This window comes from Corynebacterium sp. HMSC036D03, assembly GCF_001836185.1.
In the GTDB taxonomy this organism is placed as follows: domain Bacteria; phylum Actinomycetota; class Actinomycetes; order Mycobacteriales; family Mycobacteriaceae; genus Corynebacterium; species Corynebacterium simulans.
Window position 1 is genome coordinate 21,949 of record NZ_KV827726.1, and the last position, 16,171, is coordinate 38,119.

Below are 16,171 nucleotides of genomic sequence, written 5' to 3' on the forward strand. Positions count from 1 at the left end.
GATGAGCGAGATAAATCTCTTGGATAGGTTGCGCACGATTGTGGCCGCGTCGCCTGAGTTGGTGGCTGACACTACGGCGCTCGCGCGCCGGATTCGTCAGGAGGCAGGCGTTATCAGCGATGCAGACGTGCTGGATCTGCTGCGTCGCCTGCGGCATGATTCCCTGGGCCTGGGAGTCCTCGAGCCGATCCTGGCGCAGCCCGGGCTTAGCGACGTCGTGGTTAACGGCCCGCGCAGTTGCTTTATCGACCGAGGCAATGGGCTAGAACCCACGCCAGTTTCTTTTGTCGATGATGCCGAAGTCCGCCAGCTGGCCACGCGCCTGGCCGCAGTAGCAGGCGTGCGCCTCGATGATGCGCAGCCTTTTGCCGATGGTCGGCTTGCCCGTGGGGATGGCACTGCGTTGCGCCTGCATGCTTTGTTGGCACCGCCTTCGGCTGGCGGGACGTGCATCAGCTTGCGCGTGCTACGCCAGGCGCAGACGAGCCTGGAGCAGCTTGTTGCCAGCGGGAGTATCGCGAAAGAGGTGGAGCCGCTGCTGCGGGCCATCGTGGAAAAACATGCTTCCTTTCTCGTCATTGGCGGCACCGGTGCGGGAAAGACCACTTTATTGTCGGCGCTGCTGGGCACGGTGCCTAAGAATGAGCGCATCCTTGTCATCGAAGACACCGCGGAGTTGGCGCCGCTGCATCCGCATGTGGTGACTTTAGTATCCCGGCGCGCTAATGCAGAAGGCCGCGGTGAAATAACGATGGCTAAGTTGCTGCAGCAGTCTTTGCGTATGCGCCCCGACCGCATCGTGGTCGGTGAGATTCGTGGTGCGGAGGTCGTGGACCTGCTCGCCGCATTAAACACTGGTCACGATGGCGGAGCAGGAACGTTGCATGCCAACTCCGTGTGGGAGGTGCCAGCTCGCATGGAGGCACTCGCCGCACTGGGTGGGTTGGACAGGGCGGCGTTGCACTCCCAACTGGCCGCCGCAGTGCATGTGGTCCTGGCGATGGAAAGAGGGCCTGAGGGAAGGCGCCTGGCACACATTGGGGTGCTGGAAGGCAATCCGGTACGGCCGCAGCTTATCTGGAGCGCCGACACCGGGCCGGGGGAAGGCTTTAGTGAGTTTGTTGAGCGCTTAGGGGTGGCGCAATGACTTTTATACTTCTGGCTTTAGCTGCGCTTTTAGCGCAACCATCCGCCGCGCGGCGCTTGCATCAAACGGAAGGGCGCAAGCGTGTCCCGACGCTTTTGATTGGGCCAATCGTCTTTTGTGGTGGGCTGTGCTTTTACGTCTTTGGCCGCTTAAGCGTCGCCCTCGCAGTGCTCTGCGTCGTTGCCTGCGCGGTGTGGTACCTGCGGGATATCAACTCCGCGCGGAGGTCCCGGCGCGCCCGCAAAGAACTCGCCACGTTCCTGGGCACGGTCTCTGCGGATCTGCGGGCCGGTGCTACGACGGCCGGTGCCCTAAAGCGTGGCGTGGAAGCGCTACCTGCGGATTGCCCCGCCGCCGTGCTCGTGCCGCTGCGCACTGCGGCAGGCATGGCCGCCCACGGTGGGGCCATCCACGGTCCGCTCGTTGCGGCCACGGAACCGGCGGTGGTGCGGCTAGGCCACGTCATTCGGCTCTCTTCTTTGCACGGCGTGGCGCTGGCGGGGCTGGTGGAGCAAGCCCAATCCCAGTTGGATGCGGCCCGCCGGCATGCGCAATCCACGGAGTCTTCTCTGCAAGGTCCGCAGGCCACCGCGCTTATCCTGGCATGTCTGCCGTTGGCCGGCATCGCCATGGGAGGCGCGATGGGCGCGGATTCGCTGGGGCTGCTTTTAGGAGGCGGACTTGGTGGCCTTCTTCTCGTCATAGGGGTTGGCCTGGCCTGCGGCGGGTTTGCGTGGTCGCGCTACATCTTAAGGAGCGCGACGGCATGCTGACTTATCTTTGCCTGGCTCTTGCACTGTGCATTCCCACGAGCGCGCCGCTGCGTCGGATCGTGCGGCCCAAGACTCCGCGGGATGGCCCCGGAAAGCAGCCGGCACCGCTCGATGTGGCCGCCGACCTAGAGCTCTTCGCCGCCTGCGTGGAGGCAGGGCTGTCGGTACGTGAGGCCTTGGCAGGCGTGGCGTCGACAAGCGCGTGCGCTGCCTGGAAGGAAGCGGCGACGCTGCTGGGCGTGGGCGCTCCGCTGGCCGCTGCCGTGGACGTGCTGCGTGCACAGCCGCAACTCGAAGATCTCGCCGGATTACTGGAGCTTTCCGGGGAATCGGGTGCGGCGATTGCCGCGGGCTGTCATCGCCTAGTCGAAACCTTGCGGGCGGAAGCCACAGCTCATGCAACCGCTCGGGCAGAGCGCGCCGGGGTATTCATCGCGCTGCCGCTGGCAGTGTGCTTCCTCCCAGCCTTCATAGTCCTGGGATTGGTGCCGGTGATTTTAAGCCTCGGCTCCCAATTGTTGTAACCGTAAACCACACATTTTTCACCTCAATTCACCCACAAGGAAAGGAAGAGAACATGCACAAGATTGCTGCTCAGATTAATACCGCTTTCAAGAATGACGACGGTATGTCCACCATCGAATACGCCATGGGTTCGCTGGCCGCTGCGGCCCTTGCGGCTGTGCTCTATGCCGTCATCAACGGCGGCCAGGTGCCAGACGCTATCGAATCCATCATCACTGACGCTTTGTCTAACACTCCGGGTTAAACAATGCGGCGCTGTTATCTTCACATCGTTCGGCGCCTTAGCGGCGACACTGGTTCGGTCACCATTGAGGCAGCCCTCGGCTTGAGCTCTTTGGTCATCGTTGCAGCCGGTGCCGTTGCGGGTGTCGCGACGATGGCGGCCCACCTGGCGGCTGTCGACGCCGCCGGTGCCGCTGCGCGTGCCTATGCGATAGGCGAGGACTACTCCCAGGAGAAAGTAAGCGTCGACATCGCTGAAAGGGGTGGCCTCGTCACCGCACAAGCCACCGTGCGCTCGCCGTTGGGGGAGATGAAAGCGCAGGCAGTGTTTCCGGCCGAGATAGCGGGTTCGGCGGGAGGCGGGCAGTGATGTGCCGCAAAGACGCTGAGGCTGGCTATGCCACCGTGGTTAATGCGGGGATCATCGTTGCCATCGTCTCCCTCCTCTTGGTTGTTGTCACCGTGGCCAGCCGCGTGGCAGCGCGCCATGAGGCGCAGGTTGCCGCCGACATGTCGGCGGTGGCGGCCGCGTGGGAACACGCAAAAGGCCAAGACGGGTGTGCCGCGGCGCGGGAGACCGCGCAGCACAACAACTCCAGTGTTAGGCAGTGCCGCGTGATCGAGCGCGATGTCATCGTCACTGTCGCCGTGAGGCGCGTGGAGGCGGTGGCTCGGGCTGGTCCGGTCTAGGTCTCGGTGGGCATGGGCCCTGACTGCGTCATCGTCACCAGTGCACCAAGCAACTTAATGGCACCGGCCTTATCCAGCGGGTTGTTGCCGTTGCCGCACTTTGGTGACTGCACGCACGAGGGGCAGCCTGCCTCGCACGGGCAAGAAACCACCGTTTCATACGTGGTGGCTATCCACTCCGGGAAGCGGCGGAAGCCTTCATCGGCAAAGCCGGCGCCGCCCGGGTGACCATCGTAAACAAAGACCGTAGGAAGACCAGTATCCGCATGCTGCGCCGTGGACACGCCGCCGATATCCCACCTATCGCAGGTAGCAATCAGCGGTAGCAGGCCAATCGCGGCGTGCTCCGCCGCGTGCAGAGTGCCCGGAGTATCGGCGGCGCTCACACCCATTGCTGCAAGCGCCAGCGGATCAATGGTGTAGGCCACCGCACGGGTGTGCAGGCGCTGCTGCGGCATGTCCAGCGGAATGTCATCGCCAACCGTGCCGTCGGGCAGGCGCACCTGGTAGCCGGTTACTTGGTCGACTACTTCCACTTCTACGTTGGCCACCCACAGACCCGGCGCATAGTTGATGAGCTCATCGGCCTCGCGCACGATGCGGATATCCGTAGTCGAGCGCGGGGTCGTTGTATATTCCGGCGTCTCCGGCATTGCCAGCGCCAGGTAGTCCGCGAAGTGCAGCTGCTCAATCACGAAGCTTTCGCCCTGATGCAGATACACCGCGCCGGGGTGGACCTGGCTGGCGGCGCGTCCAGCGTCGATGGTGCCAAGCAGGCGGCCGTCGGAAGAATCCACGATCATCACTTCCTCGCCTGCGCCGCCGCGCAACGATACCGCCGAGTGTGCGGTCTCTGGGGTGAGCTCTTCGCCCGCCGGGATGGGCGCTGCAAACCAGCCACGGTCGCGGCGTCGCAACAGCCCGCGCTCCGCCAAGGAATGGACAACCTCCTGCGCACCCAGCTGGGCGATCTCCGCATCTTGCAGTGGCTTTTCCACCGCCGCGCAATAGACATGGCCGAACAAGATATAGGGATTTGCCGGGTTAAACACGCTGGCCTCCACCGGCCTTCCCAGCAGGGCCTCCGGATGATTCACCAAGTAGGTATCCATCGGCTCGTCGCGCGCGACCAAGACCACCACGGAGCCTTGCCCGCGTCTTCCCGCGCGGCCCGCCTGCTGCCAGAAGCTAGCCACCGTTCCTGGAAAGCCCGCAATGACCACGGCATCAAGGCCGCCGACGTCAATGCCTAGCTCCAGCGCGGAGGTGGTGGCGACGCCGAGCAGCGTGCCGTCGTCAAGCGCGTGCTCTAACTTGCGCCGGTCCTCAGCTAAGTAACCCGCCCGATAAGCCGCGATGCGACGGGCGAAATCGGGCCGTCCGAGGGAACCAGATAGCTCCTCCGCGGTGCGCAAGGCCACCGTCTCCGCGGCGCGCCGGGAACGCACAAAGGTAAGAGTGCGGGCGCCTTCTGCCACCAAAGTCGCCATCATCCCGGCAGACTCGGTGGTTGCGGCATAGCGCACGGGAGCGCCATTTTCGCCCTCCGCACCATCGATGAACCCGGGCTCGCAAAGTGCCACCGTCCGCGCACCCGTGGGAGCGCCGTCTTCTGTGACCGCAACCGTGTCACGCCCGGTAAGGCGCTGCGCATGCAGTGCGGGGTCCTTCATCGTGGCCGAGGCAGAAATCACCACCGGATGCGCGCCATAGTGTTCGCATAAGCGCAGCAAGCGGCGCAAAACCAACGCCACATTCGCGCCAAATACTCCCCGATAGGAGTGGCACTCATCTACGACGATGAAGCGCAAGTGCCGCAGGAAACGCGCCCAGCGCTGATGCGAGGCCAGCATCGACATGTGGATCATGTCTGGATTCGAAAAGATAAAGCGCGCATCGTCCCGGATGCCGGGTCTGGATTCGGTGGGCGAATCGCCGTCGTAAGGCGCCGCGACCACACCGCGCAACTGCTCAACTTCGCGGCATATCTGCAAAACCGCGTGCAGCTGATCCGAGCCCAACGCCTTAGTGGGGGTGATATACAAAGCGCACGCGGTGGGCTCTTCCGCCAGCCTAGTCAGGACGGGAAGGAGATAACCCAAAGATTTGCCGGAGGAAGTGCCGGTGGCAACCACGACGTCGTTGCCCCGCCATGCTTCTTCGGCCACTTTAACCTGGTGCGAATAAAGCTTTGCCACGTCATGGCCCTGCAAATAGGTTTTAAGTCCCGGCAAAACCCACTCTGGCCACGGCCCGAACTGGGCAGGTTTTGCCTCTAAAGTGGTGACGGAAGTAAACGTTGTTTCATCGAAGCGGCGTTGCAGCAGCTCGACTAATTCTTGGCCGAGGGGGTTGGGCACGCTACCCCCTTTCTAAAAAGATTTACGTGGCGAGCTATCGCCAGCTAACCAAACGTGCCACACTGGGTGCTAGGCCGATAAATTCTTGGCTCAGTGTTTTTCTTTTGGTTAGTGCTGGCGAAGATTTGTTTTCCACAATCCATTTTGTCCACTACTAGTAGACACTTACATAGAAGGTTAAACACCATGGCACAAGGCACCGTCAAGTTCTTCAACGCAGAAAAGGGCTACGGCTTTATCGAGATGGAAGATGGCTCCGGCGACATCTTCGTTCACTACTCCGAGATTCAGGGCAGCGGCTTCCGCACCCTGGAGGAAAACCAGAAGGTTTCCTTCGAGGTCGCCGAAGGTCAAAAGGGGCTGCAGGCCCAGAACGTCACCGCCCTTTAAAACGCGGCGTTTAAAAGCTCACACACGGCCCCTTTAAGCCTTTAAAGGCTTAAGGGGTTTCTGCATATCCGCGGCGGGTATCCCACCACTCGAGCACCGCATTCTGGGCCTTTTGTAGGCCAAAGCCGATGATGACGGCGGCGATGATGCTGACAATCATCGCCACGGCAGGAGAATCCGAGAAGGCCTTGCCACCCACGAAGCCAATGGCCAGCGCCTGCGCGGCCCAGATGCTGACGCCGATGATGTCGAAGAAGAAAAACAGCGGCCAAGGATAGCGCATCGAGCCCAACAGGATGGTCATGAAAAGGCGGGCCGAAGGGATAAAGCGTGCGATGATAATCGCCGCGCCACCGCCGCGGCGCATGTTGCGCTTGACCCAAGCCAGGCCCTCGTAGGCCTTGGTGCCCTTCTGGACGCGATTGACCAGCGTCATCAGGCGGGTGCCGAGCAGGAAGCACAGGTTATCGCCCACGATGGCGGCCAGAATTGCCACGAAGAACATCATGGGGATGTGCGGGTAGCCCTGCGAGGCTGACCATGCTCCAACCATGTTGAGCGGGATCTCTGAAGGCAGCACCGGGAAGAAACAATCGAGGAAAATCAATGTTCCTACCAGCGGGTATACCCATTGGGTTAGCATGACTACTTCGATCCATGCGGTGACGGATGCAACCATCATTCCTCCCCATCGGGTACGCGATTCGTGTTACTGTGCCTGTTACTGTGCCCAGTTACTGTGACAAAGCGTCCAGTATAACCGTGCATGTCTAAAGGCAGCAGGTAAGGCAGCGCAGCTGCCCTAATAAGTACAGAGTAAAAGAACTTCTGTACGCTATTGCTCAATTGCCTTTTGATCGTGCTCGTTTAACGTAGCGTGAACAAAGGGCGTTGTATAACCGTTGTAGAAAGCAACGTGTGAGCGACAAGTGATCGCATCATCGAAAGGGATGAAGTCGAGTGGCAGAAGTAGCCGGGAAAACCCTGGTCATCGTCGAGTCGGCGACGAAGGCTAAGAAGATCCAGCCCTACCTAGGCGACAATTACATTGTTGAGGCCTCCGTGGGACACATTCGTGATCTCCCACGTGGCGCCGCCGACGTCCCGGCGAAGTACAAGAAAGAATCCTGGGCGCGCCTCGGCGTCAACCCCGAGGATGACTTCACCCCGCTCTATGTCATTAGCCAGGACAAAAAGAAGAAGGTCGCTGACCTTAAAGCCAAGCTGAAGCAGTGCGATCAGCTCTATCTCGCAACAGACCCCGACCGCGAGGGTGAGGCGATTGCGTGGCACCTGCTTGAGGTGCTTAAGCCAAAGGTGCCGGTGCGCCGCATGGTCTTCAACGAGATCACCAAGTCCGCCATCTTGGAGGCGGCAGAAAACACCCGTGAGCTCGACGAGAACCTGATCGATGCGCAGGAAACCCGCCGCATCCTGGACCGCCTTTATGGCTACGAGGTTTCGCCGGTGCTGTGGAAGAAGGTCATGCCGCGCCTTTCTGCCGGCCGCGTGCAGTCCGTTGCCACCCGCGTCATCGTCGAGCGTGAGCGTGAGCGCATGGCGTTCATCTCCGCCGAGTACTGGGATCTTACCGCTCGCCTGCACAGCGAGAAGGCTGAGGCGAAGGAAGTTTTCGATGCTCGTCTGACCGCCATCGACGGCAAGCGTGTTGCCCTAGGCCGTGACTTCGATGATTCGGGCAAGCTCAAGAGCGACGAGGTGGTCGTCGTCAAGCAGGCGCACGCACAGGCGCTTGCCGACGCCCTGAAAGGCGCCGCTTTCTCCGTCACAAGCGTCGAGCACAAGCCATATACCCGCAAGCCTTATGCGCCGTTTATGACCTCGACCCTGCAGCAAGAGGCGGGCCGCCGCCTGCACTACACCTCCGAGCGCACTATGCGCATTGCGCAGCGTCTTTACGAAAACGGTCACATCACCTACATGCGTACCGACTCGACCTCGCTGTCTAAGCAGGGCCTGAACGCGGCGCGTGGCGCGGCTAGCTCCATCTTTGGCGCGGAGTATGTCGCTGATTCCCCGCGTATCTATGACCGCAAGGTGAAAAACTCTCAGGAGGCCCACGAGGCGATCCGCCCGGCGGGCGAAAAGTTTGCCACCCCGGGCGAGCTGTCGAGCCGCCTCGATGCCGAAGAGTTCAAGCTCTACGAGTTGATTTGGAAGCGCACCGTGGCCTCCCAGATGGCAGATGCCAAGGGAACCTCCATGAAGGTCACGGTGGCTGCGAATGCGAAGACCGCCGAGGGCGCGCAGGACGTTGAGTTTTCTGCCACCGGCCGCACCATTACCTTCCCGGGCTTCCTGAAGGCCTACGAGGACGTGGCTAACAAGAATTCCGACGGTGAGTCCCGCCTGCCGCACCTCGACGAGGGCGACGCGCTGGCCTCCCAGGAAGTTTCCGCTGACGGTCACTCCACCAACCCGCCGGCGCGCTATACCGAGGCCAGCCTGGTTAAGAAGATGGAAGATTTGGGCATTGGCCGTCCTTCCACCTATGCCTCCATCATCAAGACCATCCAGGACCGCGGCTACGTGCTCTCGCGCGGCAACGCGCTTGTGCCATCTTGGGTTGCCTTCGCGGTCATCGGCCTGATGGAAGACAACTTCACCGAGCTGGTGGATTATGACTTTACTTCCTCGATGGAAGACGAGCTCGACGCGATTGCCGCTGGTAACGAGAACGGTACCGAATGGCTCAAGGGCTTCTACTTCGGCAATGCTGAGGCCAAGGAGCAGAAGGCGGATTCCATCGCGCGCCACGGCGGCTTGAAGTCCCTTATCGATATCAACCTTGAGGCCATCGACGCTCGCAAGGTCAACTCCTTGCTGCTCTACACCGACTCGGAAGGCCGCGACGTCTTCGTGCGCGTCGGCCGCTATGGCCCGTACATCGAGCGCGTGGTGGGCACGGCCGAGGACGGCACACCGGAGTATCAGCGCGCCAACCTTTCTGAGACCACCACCCCGGATGAGCTGGGTGAAGAGCTCGCTGAGAAGCTCTTTGCCACCCCGCAGGGCGGCCGCGAGCTGGGTGAGAACCCCGCCAATGGCCGCATGATCGTGGCCAAGGAAGGCCGCTTCGGCCCGTATGTCACCGAGCAGGTGCGCGAGGATGAGCGCGAGAAGGCTGAGGCCGAGGCCCTCGAGGTGGTCAAGCAGGAGCGCGAGGCTGAGGATAAGCAGCGCGCCGAGGAAGGCAAGCGCGCCAAGAACTGGGAGACCAAGACTGCGGAAAAGCAGAAGGAAAAGCGCATCGCCGAGTACATCGACGAAAAGCTCAAGCCTGGCACCGCTTCGCTGTTTAGCTCCATGGAGCCTTCTTCGGTCACCCTGGAGCAGGCCCTGCAGCTGCTTTCCCTGCCGCGTGAGGTGGGCGTGGATCCTTCCGATAACGAGGTCATCACCGCACAGAATGGCCGCTATGGCCCGTACCTGAAGAAGGGCAGCGATTCCCGCTCGCTGGCTAACGAAGAGCAGATCTTCTCCATCACCTTGGACGAGGCGCGCCGCATCTACGCGGAGCCGAAGCGCCGTGGCCGCGCCGCCGCGCAGCCGCCGCTGAAGCAGCTGGGTGACAATGACGTCTCCGGCAAGCCGATGTCCGTCAAGGATGGCCGCTTTGGCCCGTACGTCACCGACGGCACCACGAATGCTTCGTTGCGCCGCGGCGACGATCCCGCAACGCTTACCGACGCCCGTGCCAACGAGCTGTTGTCCGAACGCCGTGCCAAGGAAGCCGCGGATGGTGGTAAGAAGAAGACCACCAAGAAGGCTGGTAAGAAGTCGACCAAAAAATCGACTAAGAAATCCACGAAGAAGGCAACCAAGAAATCCACGAAGAAGTCGACGGCGAAGAAGCCTTCGCCAGGCACTAAGAACGTGGTCAAGGCAGGCAGCCGCAAGTAGCGATGGACTTCCTGCAACGCACTGAACAGGGCGCCGCCGCGCTGTGGCGGGCGGTTTATCCCGCAATTACCGATCCCGCCGGCCACCCCGCGCGCCTAGGGCTTTTAGCCGCCGGGGAGGCCAGCGCTTGGGCGCGCATCTTCGGGTTTGAGCCTCGGCTTCTCGACGCCGCGGTAATAGCTACTCTATGCACCCAAACGGCGAACCCGGTGCTGCGCGGTGGTCTTGCCGCGGGGTCGGTGGGCCAGTACTGCAAGCGCGGCGAACCGAATGCTCTAGGCATTGCCGCCATTGCCTTGCATCACGGGGCTTATCTGTATCTTTTGCGTGCGCAGCGCAACGACAAGCTGGGCTGGGGCCTGCGCATCGGCGCGTGGGCTGGCGGTCTTGCCGTATCTAAGGGCCGCTACCGCGCGGCCACCGCAGTGGCTGGTGCGGCTGTTGCCGCCACTTCGGCGCTCGCAGGGGATCCAGCCTTGCGCGCAGACGCCACGAAGGGCGCGAGCCACGGCGCCAACCTCATCCTCTTTTCAGAGGGGCTTACCCTTGCACGCACCCTGCCCGTCAACCCGCTGCGCGATAGCCGCCTGCTGGGCGCCGCCGAGGCCGCTAGCCGCGTGCTTGGACATTTCCTTCTGGTTGATGCACTGGAGCGCCACTGACGGGTGATTCAATGCCGCTAGGCGGCTGCCTTTTTAGTTCTGGCCGCATCGTCTTGCCATAAGAAATTCGGCGATGCAGCCACTCGAACGGGCCCGGCTTGCCAAAGTATTCGAGAAGGCAGGCCAGCAGCAGAGTGAGCAGCCAGTTGCCCACCGCCAACAAGGCCAAGCCGGAGGCATAGAACTGGGAGCCGATGTTCAAGGTGAACGGGAAAATCACCGCGAAGAAGATGATCGACTGCATGATGTAGCCGCTCATCGAGCGCTTACCCAGCGCACTAAATGGCCACAGCCACCAGGGCAGTGTTTGCACCTTCTCTAGCACCAGCGCGAGCATCGCCAGGATGCCCGGGCCGGTAATCACGCCGACGAAGGTGTTGAGCTGAAAGAAGGCCCCCTCGGCTTCCGCGGGGAGCACGCCGATAGTAGCAAGACCCCACGGCAGGCCCACGCCCAAGATGATCACTGCTGTAATGCCCGCCCAGATGCGCAGCTCGGCGCGGTGAGACGCGACGTCGGCAAGCGTGCCCTGGCGCGCCCACGTAAAGCCCACCAACATGATGGGTCCGTACATGAGCATGAACGGCCCGGCGCTAACAGCCTGCCCCAACAGCATCAATAATCCATCCAGCACCAACTTTCCATAGGATTGGGGAAGCTCGGAAAAGTTGACGTAATTCATGCCTAATTCCGGAACCAAAAGCGTAAGCACAAACGCACCGATTCCAAGGACCGTAATGATGGTCAGCAGGGTATAAGCGATCTTCTTGAGAGTTTTATCGTGCAGGGAAATAAACATGCTGATGACCAAAGCACAGCAGCCGTAGAAAAACATGATGTCGCCATAGAAGATAAACACCAGGTGGATAATGCCGAAAAGGGCCAGGAAGCCGTAGCGCTTGATGATGACCATGCGCGCTTGGCCGAGCGGGAAGCCGCGGCGCCAAAGGCTCAGGGTGATAAGCCCAATACCGAAGCCCAGGAGCGTGGAGAACATCGGCAAGCCGCGGTTATGCGCGAACATCGCGGTAAAGAGCACGGTTGCTTTATCCCACGCGTTGCCGGAATCGATGCCGCCGAAGTACTGGCCGTCTGGATGGGAGGTGGTAATCCACCCAGTGCAGACGTTGGCTAGGGCGATGCCGAGAAGAGCCATACCACGAGCTACGTCGGGCACGATCATGCGAGGTCGAGACTGAGACACTGCGGAAGTCATGGGGCGCATGTTACAGATTTTATGAAATAAATTCTCGGTTACTGCGCCGCTATTGCTCCGCTATTGTTCCGCGCGTTCAGCAAGCGTGGAGCGGATAGGGCGTGCCAGGCGTGTCATGCGGCGTCGTCCGCGCAGCTCAATGGACTTCATCATGGTCCAGCGGGCTTGCTCTGCCTCGTTGGCACCGCGCAGCGTGGCGGAGTTGGTCAGGACCTGGCCCGGAGTGTCCTTGGCCAGCTCGGTCAGGCGGGCCGCCTCGTTTACTGCATCACCAATGACGGTGTACTCAAAGCGGTCCGCGCCGCCGATGTGGCCGGCCACCACGTGACCCGCCGCGACGCCGATGCCTGCCTGCAGCTCCAAGCCACGTAGCTCCTGACGCAGCTCGCGCGCCGCCTGCAGCGCCATGGAGTTAGCGTCGTAGACGTTAAGCGGAGCGCCGAATACGGCCAGCGCGGCATCGCCCTGGAACTTGTTGATGATGCCCTTGTTGCGGTGCACCACTTCGACTACGTGCTCGAAGAACTTGTTGAGCTCTTCGACGACCTCCTCTGGGGTGTGGTTGACCGCGAAGGTGGTGGAGCCGATGACGTCGATGAAAAGAACGGCTACCTTGCGGTCCTCGCCGCCCAACTCGGGGCGTTCCTCCAGTGCGCGCTGGGCGACCTCGATGCCGACGTAGCGGCCGAAGATATCGCGCACGCGTTGACGCTCGCGCAGGCCGCGCATCATTTCATTAAAGCCTGCCTGCAACACGCCCAACTCGGAACCGTCATAAATATCGACCTGCACATCATTTTCGCCGCGGCGCACGCGGTTGATTGCATCCTGTAGCTCGACGATGGGGTCAACGACGCTCATCATCGCGAAGACGGTGCCAGTAAAACCCGTTCCCAGGGCGGTCAGCGCTAGGGCGATGACCGCGGGCATGATGTCGTTGGCGTTATCCGTGAACATGCCGGTGCGCTGGCCCACGAGCACCAGTGCGATTCCGACGAGCGGAATGCCGGAGGTCATTACCCAGGTATAGATGAGGCGGTACTTAATCGGCGGCTCCAGAGTGGAGTCCTCGAAGCGGCGGGCCACTGCCTGCGCCGCCACGGGGCGCACGAGGCGTTCTGCCTGCAAGTAGGTAAGCAACACCACCAACAGGCCGGCCAAGGTCGTGGAAACTCCCACGACTAGGCCCAGACTGCCGGAGGATTGGGTGGCGATGATGATGGCCAAGACGATGCCAATGATCCACACCAGGCCGGCCACTGCGGCTTGGTAGATGGGGATGCGCAGCACCAGGTTGCGCACCATGTTTGGATCGTGGGCTTCGGGATTGCGCTGCCAGTCCAGCACCGGCCGGAAGAGTAACAGGGTTACCGAAATGCCGATGAGCACGGCGAAGGAAACATAGAGGACGCCGATTAACGCCAAGTGCGGGACGTCGGAAGTAAAGTCCTTAATCTCCGGCATCGGTAGGAGGAAGACCACGAAGGTCATGATCGCCACGGCGCCTAAGATGTTGGATCCCAGAACGAGCGTGGCGTACATCGGCCATTGGGTGCCCATGAGCCAGCGGGCGCCACGCAGTAGTCTGTTCATGGTTTATTACTTTAGTTATCCCAGTAGGCTAGGGCGAGTGAATACCGGAAGCGTTGCGCAACGATTGGCAGATACCCCAGCAGTGGCCCAGACCATCTTGGCCGCAGCCCGGGCCGCCCGAGGCGAGGGGGATCTGCGGGCGATGAGTCATTCTTGGCTGCTTACGGGTCCTCCCGGGGCGGGCCGCTCTTTGGCGGCGCTGTGCTTTGCGGCGGCGTTGATGTGCACGAGCAAGGATGAAAACGGGGACCCCGGTTGCGGGCAGTGCGCGGCCTGCCGGGCGGTATTGGAACAACAAAAACACACCGACCTAGTTTTCGTCGATCCTAAGGAACAATTCATCACTGTCGGCGAGGCCCGCGATGTCATCGGCCGTGCGGCGAGCCTGCCTAGCGTGGCGCCGTGGCGCGTGGTTATCTTCAACAAAGCCGACCGCCTGCGCAACGAGGCCGCCAACGCTTTGCTGAAAACAGTGGAGGAGCCGCCGGAGCGCACCGTCATCGTCATGGTGGCTCCCTCCGCGGACCCACAAGATTTCTCCCAGACCCTGCGCTCGCGGTGCCGCCACCTATATATTCCTTCGCCCAGCGTGGAAGGCGTGGTCAAACAGCTCGTCGCCGAGGGCGCCAGCGAACACGATGCTCGCCTGGCCGCCGTCACGAGCCTGCAGCACGTGGGCCGTGCCCGCCACCTGGTACAGGATGCGGGCGTGCAAAAGCGTCGCGCCATGGCCATCAACCTGGCCGAAGACGTCTTCCACGGCTCCCAGGCCTTCCAATCCGTTACCGCTCTGCTGAAGTTCATTGAGAAGGACGCCAAGGATTCTCACGCTGAATCCGAAGAAGCGGAGCGCTCCAAAATTGAGCAGTCCTTCGGCATCGGCGCCAAGGGTAAGGGAGCAAGCAAGGCGCAGCGCGACGCCCGCAGTGCCCTGAAAGAACTGGAGGAGCTCCATAAGAAGCGCGCTAAACGCCGCATCGCCGACGGCCTCGATATTGTCCTTGTGGATCTTGCCGGTATCTACCGCGATGCGCTCATGCTCAAAGTTGGCGCTGAGGTGGACATGACCCACCCGGACTTCGCCGGCCTGGCGGGCGAACTTGCTCAATGCGTGAGCGAGGATGGGCTGCTTGCCGCTCAGTCCGCCATCCGTACCTGCCGCGAGCAGCTGCCGCAGAACGTCACCCCGCAGGTGGCTTTCGACGGCATGATTGGCCGCCTGCGTTTGGCCTGCGGTGCGCGCTAGCGTGCACGTGTGCTGCGTGCACACTACAGGTGATAGCCCGATTTCTTTATCAGCCCAGGCCTAGGCTAAACTCTCAGGCGGTGCATATACACACTGCATCGTGCCGCCTTAGCTCAGTCGGTAGAGCATCTCACTCGTAATGAGAAGGTCGCGAGTTCGATTCTCGCAGGCGGCTCCACTTAGACGTCGGATTTGATAAGTACCCTTTTGCGTTAGCGAGTATCGCTTAGGGGGGTGTGAAAAATCGCTTGCGTTAGCGGGTTTGGGTTTTGCGTTAGCGGGTATCTTGTTTGCCCTAGTAAAATGCGTATTCAGGGTTTAACGCGCTAACGAAGCGTTAAACCTAAGGCCGTTTCACGAGGAGGTGTGTGGTGAGATCGTATGCGTCCGGCGATGAACTAGCCGCAGAGATTACTAAGCGTGGCGAACTTTTTATCGGCGAGTTCGTAGGCGTTCCTGGCGATGGTTGGGACCGGCTGGTTGACGGTGTTGACCGCACGCCCCGGCAGATGATCGCCTACCAGCTTGGCTGGATGGAATTACTGCTCGGCTGGGAACGTGACGAACAAGCCGGTCTTGACGTGGTGACTCCGGCACCTGGTTTTAAGTGGAATCAACTGGGCGGATTGTATGAATCGTTCTACCAACGCTGGGAGCAGGTATCTACTGAGGATTTGATCGACAGGTTCAAGATCCTGCTTGGTGAGATAGTCAAAATGGTGGGCGGTCTAACCGAATCAGAATTGTTTAGTTCGGGTCAGCGTGCGTGGGCTTCTTCCACCCCGTCGGCGTGGCCGGTGTGGAAATGGGTGCATATCAACACCGTCGCGCCATTTACGACGTTTCGCACCAAAATCAGGAAGTGGAAGAAACTGGCAGCCTGCTAGCAATAGGCACGGTGATTTCAGTGCCGATTCTGAAGACGAACTGGATCTCGTTGGCTCCGATAACGGCATGGTCGATAAGCGCTGTCCACTGGGATGGTTGAAAATGCTGGATGGGCTTGTCGGCCAACTGGGTGTAGGCGGTTTTGATCGCAGTGGCCTTGGCACTCTTGGCAGCAATCTCGGCCTCGATGGCTTGTTTGCGGCCCAGGGTTTTCTGGTATCGCGCTTCTAGCTGGGTGTAGCGGGCGAGGTATTGGTCCTGGTCTTGCGCTACCCGCTGATTTTCTGCAACCAATGATTCAATCTCGCTGGCAAGAGCGCGGATTTTCTCGTCTAGGCGCTTGGACTCCGCTTCGAGCTGGTCTGTATTAAACATGGCGTCGATGACCTGTGGTAGGTGGCTTTGTCCGCGATATTGTTCAGCCAGCTGGTTTAGCGCGGCGAGGAACGCGGTCTGGATTTGCTCATCACGCAAGGTAGCGGTCTGGCAGGGACGGGGATGGGACCTGACCCCTGTTTGGTAGACACCTGATATC

The 16,171-nt window shown here is 61.0% G+C and carries 16 protein-coding genes and 1 tRNA gene; 12 read left to right on the forward strand and 5 right to left on the reverse strand.

Features of this window, described 5'->3' with window-relative positions; translation table 11 throughout:
* Position 1 precedes the first annotated feature (1 nt).
* From HMPREF2692_RS03080 to HMPREF2692_RS03105, 6 genes are read left to right on the forward strand one after another with little or no spacing between them, the layout of a single operon-like run.
* Positions 2 to 1,147 carry a TadA family conjugal transfer-associated ATPase gene (locus HMPREF2692_RS03080; RefSeq protein ID WP_061920211.1) on the forward strand — a complete coding sequence of 382 codons (1,146 nt, stop codon included), beginning with the start codon at positions 2 to 4 and terminating at the stop codon, positions 1,145 to 1,147.
* Positions 1,144 to 1,920 (forward strand): lipase chaperone, encoded by a 777-nt coding sequence (locus HMPREF2692_RS03085; RefSeq protein ID WP_061920213.1) that lies wholly within the window; start codon positions 1,144 to 1,146, stop codon positions 1,918 to 1,920. The genes HMPREF2692_RS03080 and HMPREF2692_RS03085 overlap by 4 nt, the downstream gene beginning before the upstream one ends.
* Positions 1,914 to 2,444, forward strand: a complete 531-nt coding sequence (locus HMPREF2692_RS03090; RefSeq protein WP_061920215.1) for a type II secretion system F family protein — start codon at positions 1,914 to 1,916, stop codon at positions 2,442 to 2,444. Before HMPREF2692_RS03085 ends, HMPREF2692_RS03090 begins: the two co-directional genes overlap by 7 nt.
* A gap of 53 nt (positions 2,445 to 2,497) precedes the next feature.
* Positions 2,498 to 2,689: a DUF4244 domain-containing protein gene (locus HMPREF2692_RS03095; protein ID WP_061920217.1), complete on the forward strand. Its 192-nt coding sequence runs from the start codon at positions 2,498 to 2,500 to the stop codon at positions 2,687 to 2,689.
* A 3-nt stretch (positions 2,690 to 2,692) separates the two neighbouring features.
* On the forward strand, positions 2,693 to 3,037 hold the full coding sequence (locus tag HMPREF2692_RS03100; RefSeq protein WP_061920220.1) for a hypothetical protein: 345 nt from the start codon (positions 2,693 to 2,695) through the stop codon (positions 3,035 to 3,037).
* A complete protein-coding gene (locus tag HMPREF2692_RS03105) occupies positions 3,037 to 3,357 on the forward strand; it encodes an Rv3654c family TadE-like protein (protein WP_062036140.1) in 321 nt (106 codons plus the stop codon). The genes HMPREF2692_RS03100 and HMPREF2692_RS03105 overlap by 1 nt, the downstream gene beginning before the upstream one ends.
* On the opposite strand, the gene HMPREF2692_RS03110 is transcribed toward HMPREF2692_RS03105, so the two are convergent.
* Positions 3,354 to 5,717 carry a DEAD/DEAH box helicase gene (locus HMPREF2692_RS03110; protein ID WP_070456056.1) on the reverse strand — a complete coding sequence of 788 codons (2,364 nt, stop codon included), beginning with the start codon at positions 5,715 to 5,717 and terminating at the stop codon, positions 3,354 to 3,356. The two genes, HMPREF2692_RS03105 and HMPREF2692_RS03110, sit on opposite strands and share 4 nt — an antisense overlap.
* A gap of 186 nt (positions 5,718 to 5,903) precedes the next feature.
* Between HMPREF2692_RS03110 and HMPREF2692_RS03115 the strand changes: the two genes are divergently transcribed.
* Entirely contained in the window at positions 5,904 to 6,107 is a 204-nt protein-coding gene (locus HMPREF2692_RS03115) for a cold-shock protein (protein ID WP_061920226.1), read from the forward strand.
* 49 nt (positions 6,108 to 6,156) lie between these two features.
* On the opposite strand, the gene HMPREF2692_RS03120 is transcribed toward HMPREF2692_RS03115, so the two are convergent.
* The gene (locus HMPREF2692_RS03120; protein ID WP_062044397.1) at positions 6,157 to 6,786 is read right to left on the reverse strand and encodes a DedA family protein; all 630 of its coding nucleotides are present in this window, start codon (positions 6,784 to 6,786) and stop codon (positions 6,157 to 6,159) included.
* A 281-nt stretch (positions 6,787 to 7,067) separates the two neighbouring features.
* On the opposite strand from HMPREF2692_RS03120, the gene topA reads away from it, so the two are divergent.
* Together topA and HMPREF2692_RS03130 are read left to right on the forward strand one after the other, a co-directional pair.
* Positions 7,068 to 10,031: a type I DNA topoisomerase gene (gene topA / locus HMPREF2692_RS03125; protein ID WP_070432339.1), complete on the forward strand. Its 2,964-nt coding sequence runs from the start codon at positions 7,068 to 7,070 to the stop codon at positions 10,029 to 10,031.
* 2 nt (positions 10,032 to 10,033) lie between these two features.
* Positions 10,034 to 10,693 carry a hypothetical protein gene (locus HMPREF2692_RS03130; RefSeq protein WP_070432338.1) on the forward strand — a complete coding sequence of 220 codons (660 nt, stop codon included), beginning with the start codon at positions 10,034 to 10,036 and terminating at the stop codon, positions 10,691 to 10,693.
* Here the strand turns inward: HMPREF2692_RS03130 and HMPREF2692_RS03135 are convergent.
* The gene (locus HMPREF2692_RS03135; protein WP_235591324.1) at positions 10,641 to 11,909 is read right to left on the reverse strand and encodes a DUF418 domain-containing protein; all 1,269 of its coding nucleotides are present in this window, start codon (positions 11,907 to 11,909) and stop codon (positions 10,641 to 10,643) included. The two genes, HMPREF2692_RS03130 and HMPREF2692_RS03135, sit on opposite strands and share 53 nt — an antisense overlap.
* Positions 11,910 to 11,969: 60 nt before the next feature.
* Complete coding sequence (locus HMPREF2692_RS03140) at positions 11,970 to 13,502, reverse strand: adenylate/guanylate cyclase domain-containing protein (RefSeq protein ID WP_070822717.1); 1,533 nt, start codon at positions 13,500 to 13,502, stop codon at positions 11,970 to 11,972.
* On the opposite strand from HMPREF2692_RS03140, the gene HMPREF2692_RS03145 reads away from it, so the two are divergent.
* The 3 genes from HMPREF2692_RS03145 (at position 13,501) to HMPREF2692_RS03155 (ending at position 15,635) form a co-directional block, all read left to right on the forward strand.
* On the forward strand, positions 13,501 to 14,748 hold the full coding sequence (locus HMPREF2692_RS03145) for a DNA polymerase III subunit delta' (protein WP_083323809.1): 1,248 nt from the start codon (positions 13,501 to 13,503) through the stop codon (positions 14,746 to 14,748). The two genes, HMPREF2692_RS03140 and HMPREF2692_RS03145, sit on opposite strands and share 2 nt — an antisense overlap.
* 102 nt (positions 14,749 to 14,850) lie before the next feature.
* Positions 14,851 to 14,926: transfer RNA gene (locus tag HMPREF2692_RS03150), tRNA-Thr, on the forward strand.
* 193 nt (positions 14,927 to 15,119) lie between these two features.
* Complete coding sequence (locus tag HMPREF2692_RS03155) at positions 15,120 to 15,635, forward strand: ClbS/DfsB family four-helix bundle protein (RefSeq protein ID WP_034969882.1); 516 nt, start codon at positions 15,120 to 15,122, stop codon at positions 15,633 to 15,635.
* On the opposite strand, the gene HMPREF2692_RS12555 is transcribed toward HMPREF2692_RS03155, so the two are convergent.
* Positions 15,604 to 16,171: DNA recombinase (locus tag HMPREF2692_RS12555; protein WP_083286099.1), on the reverse strand; the 568-nt coding region annotated here is incomplete at its 5' end. The genes HMPREF2692_RS03155 and HMPREF2692_RS12555 overlap by 32 nt on opposite strands.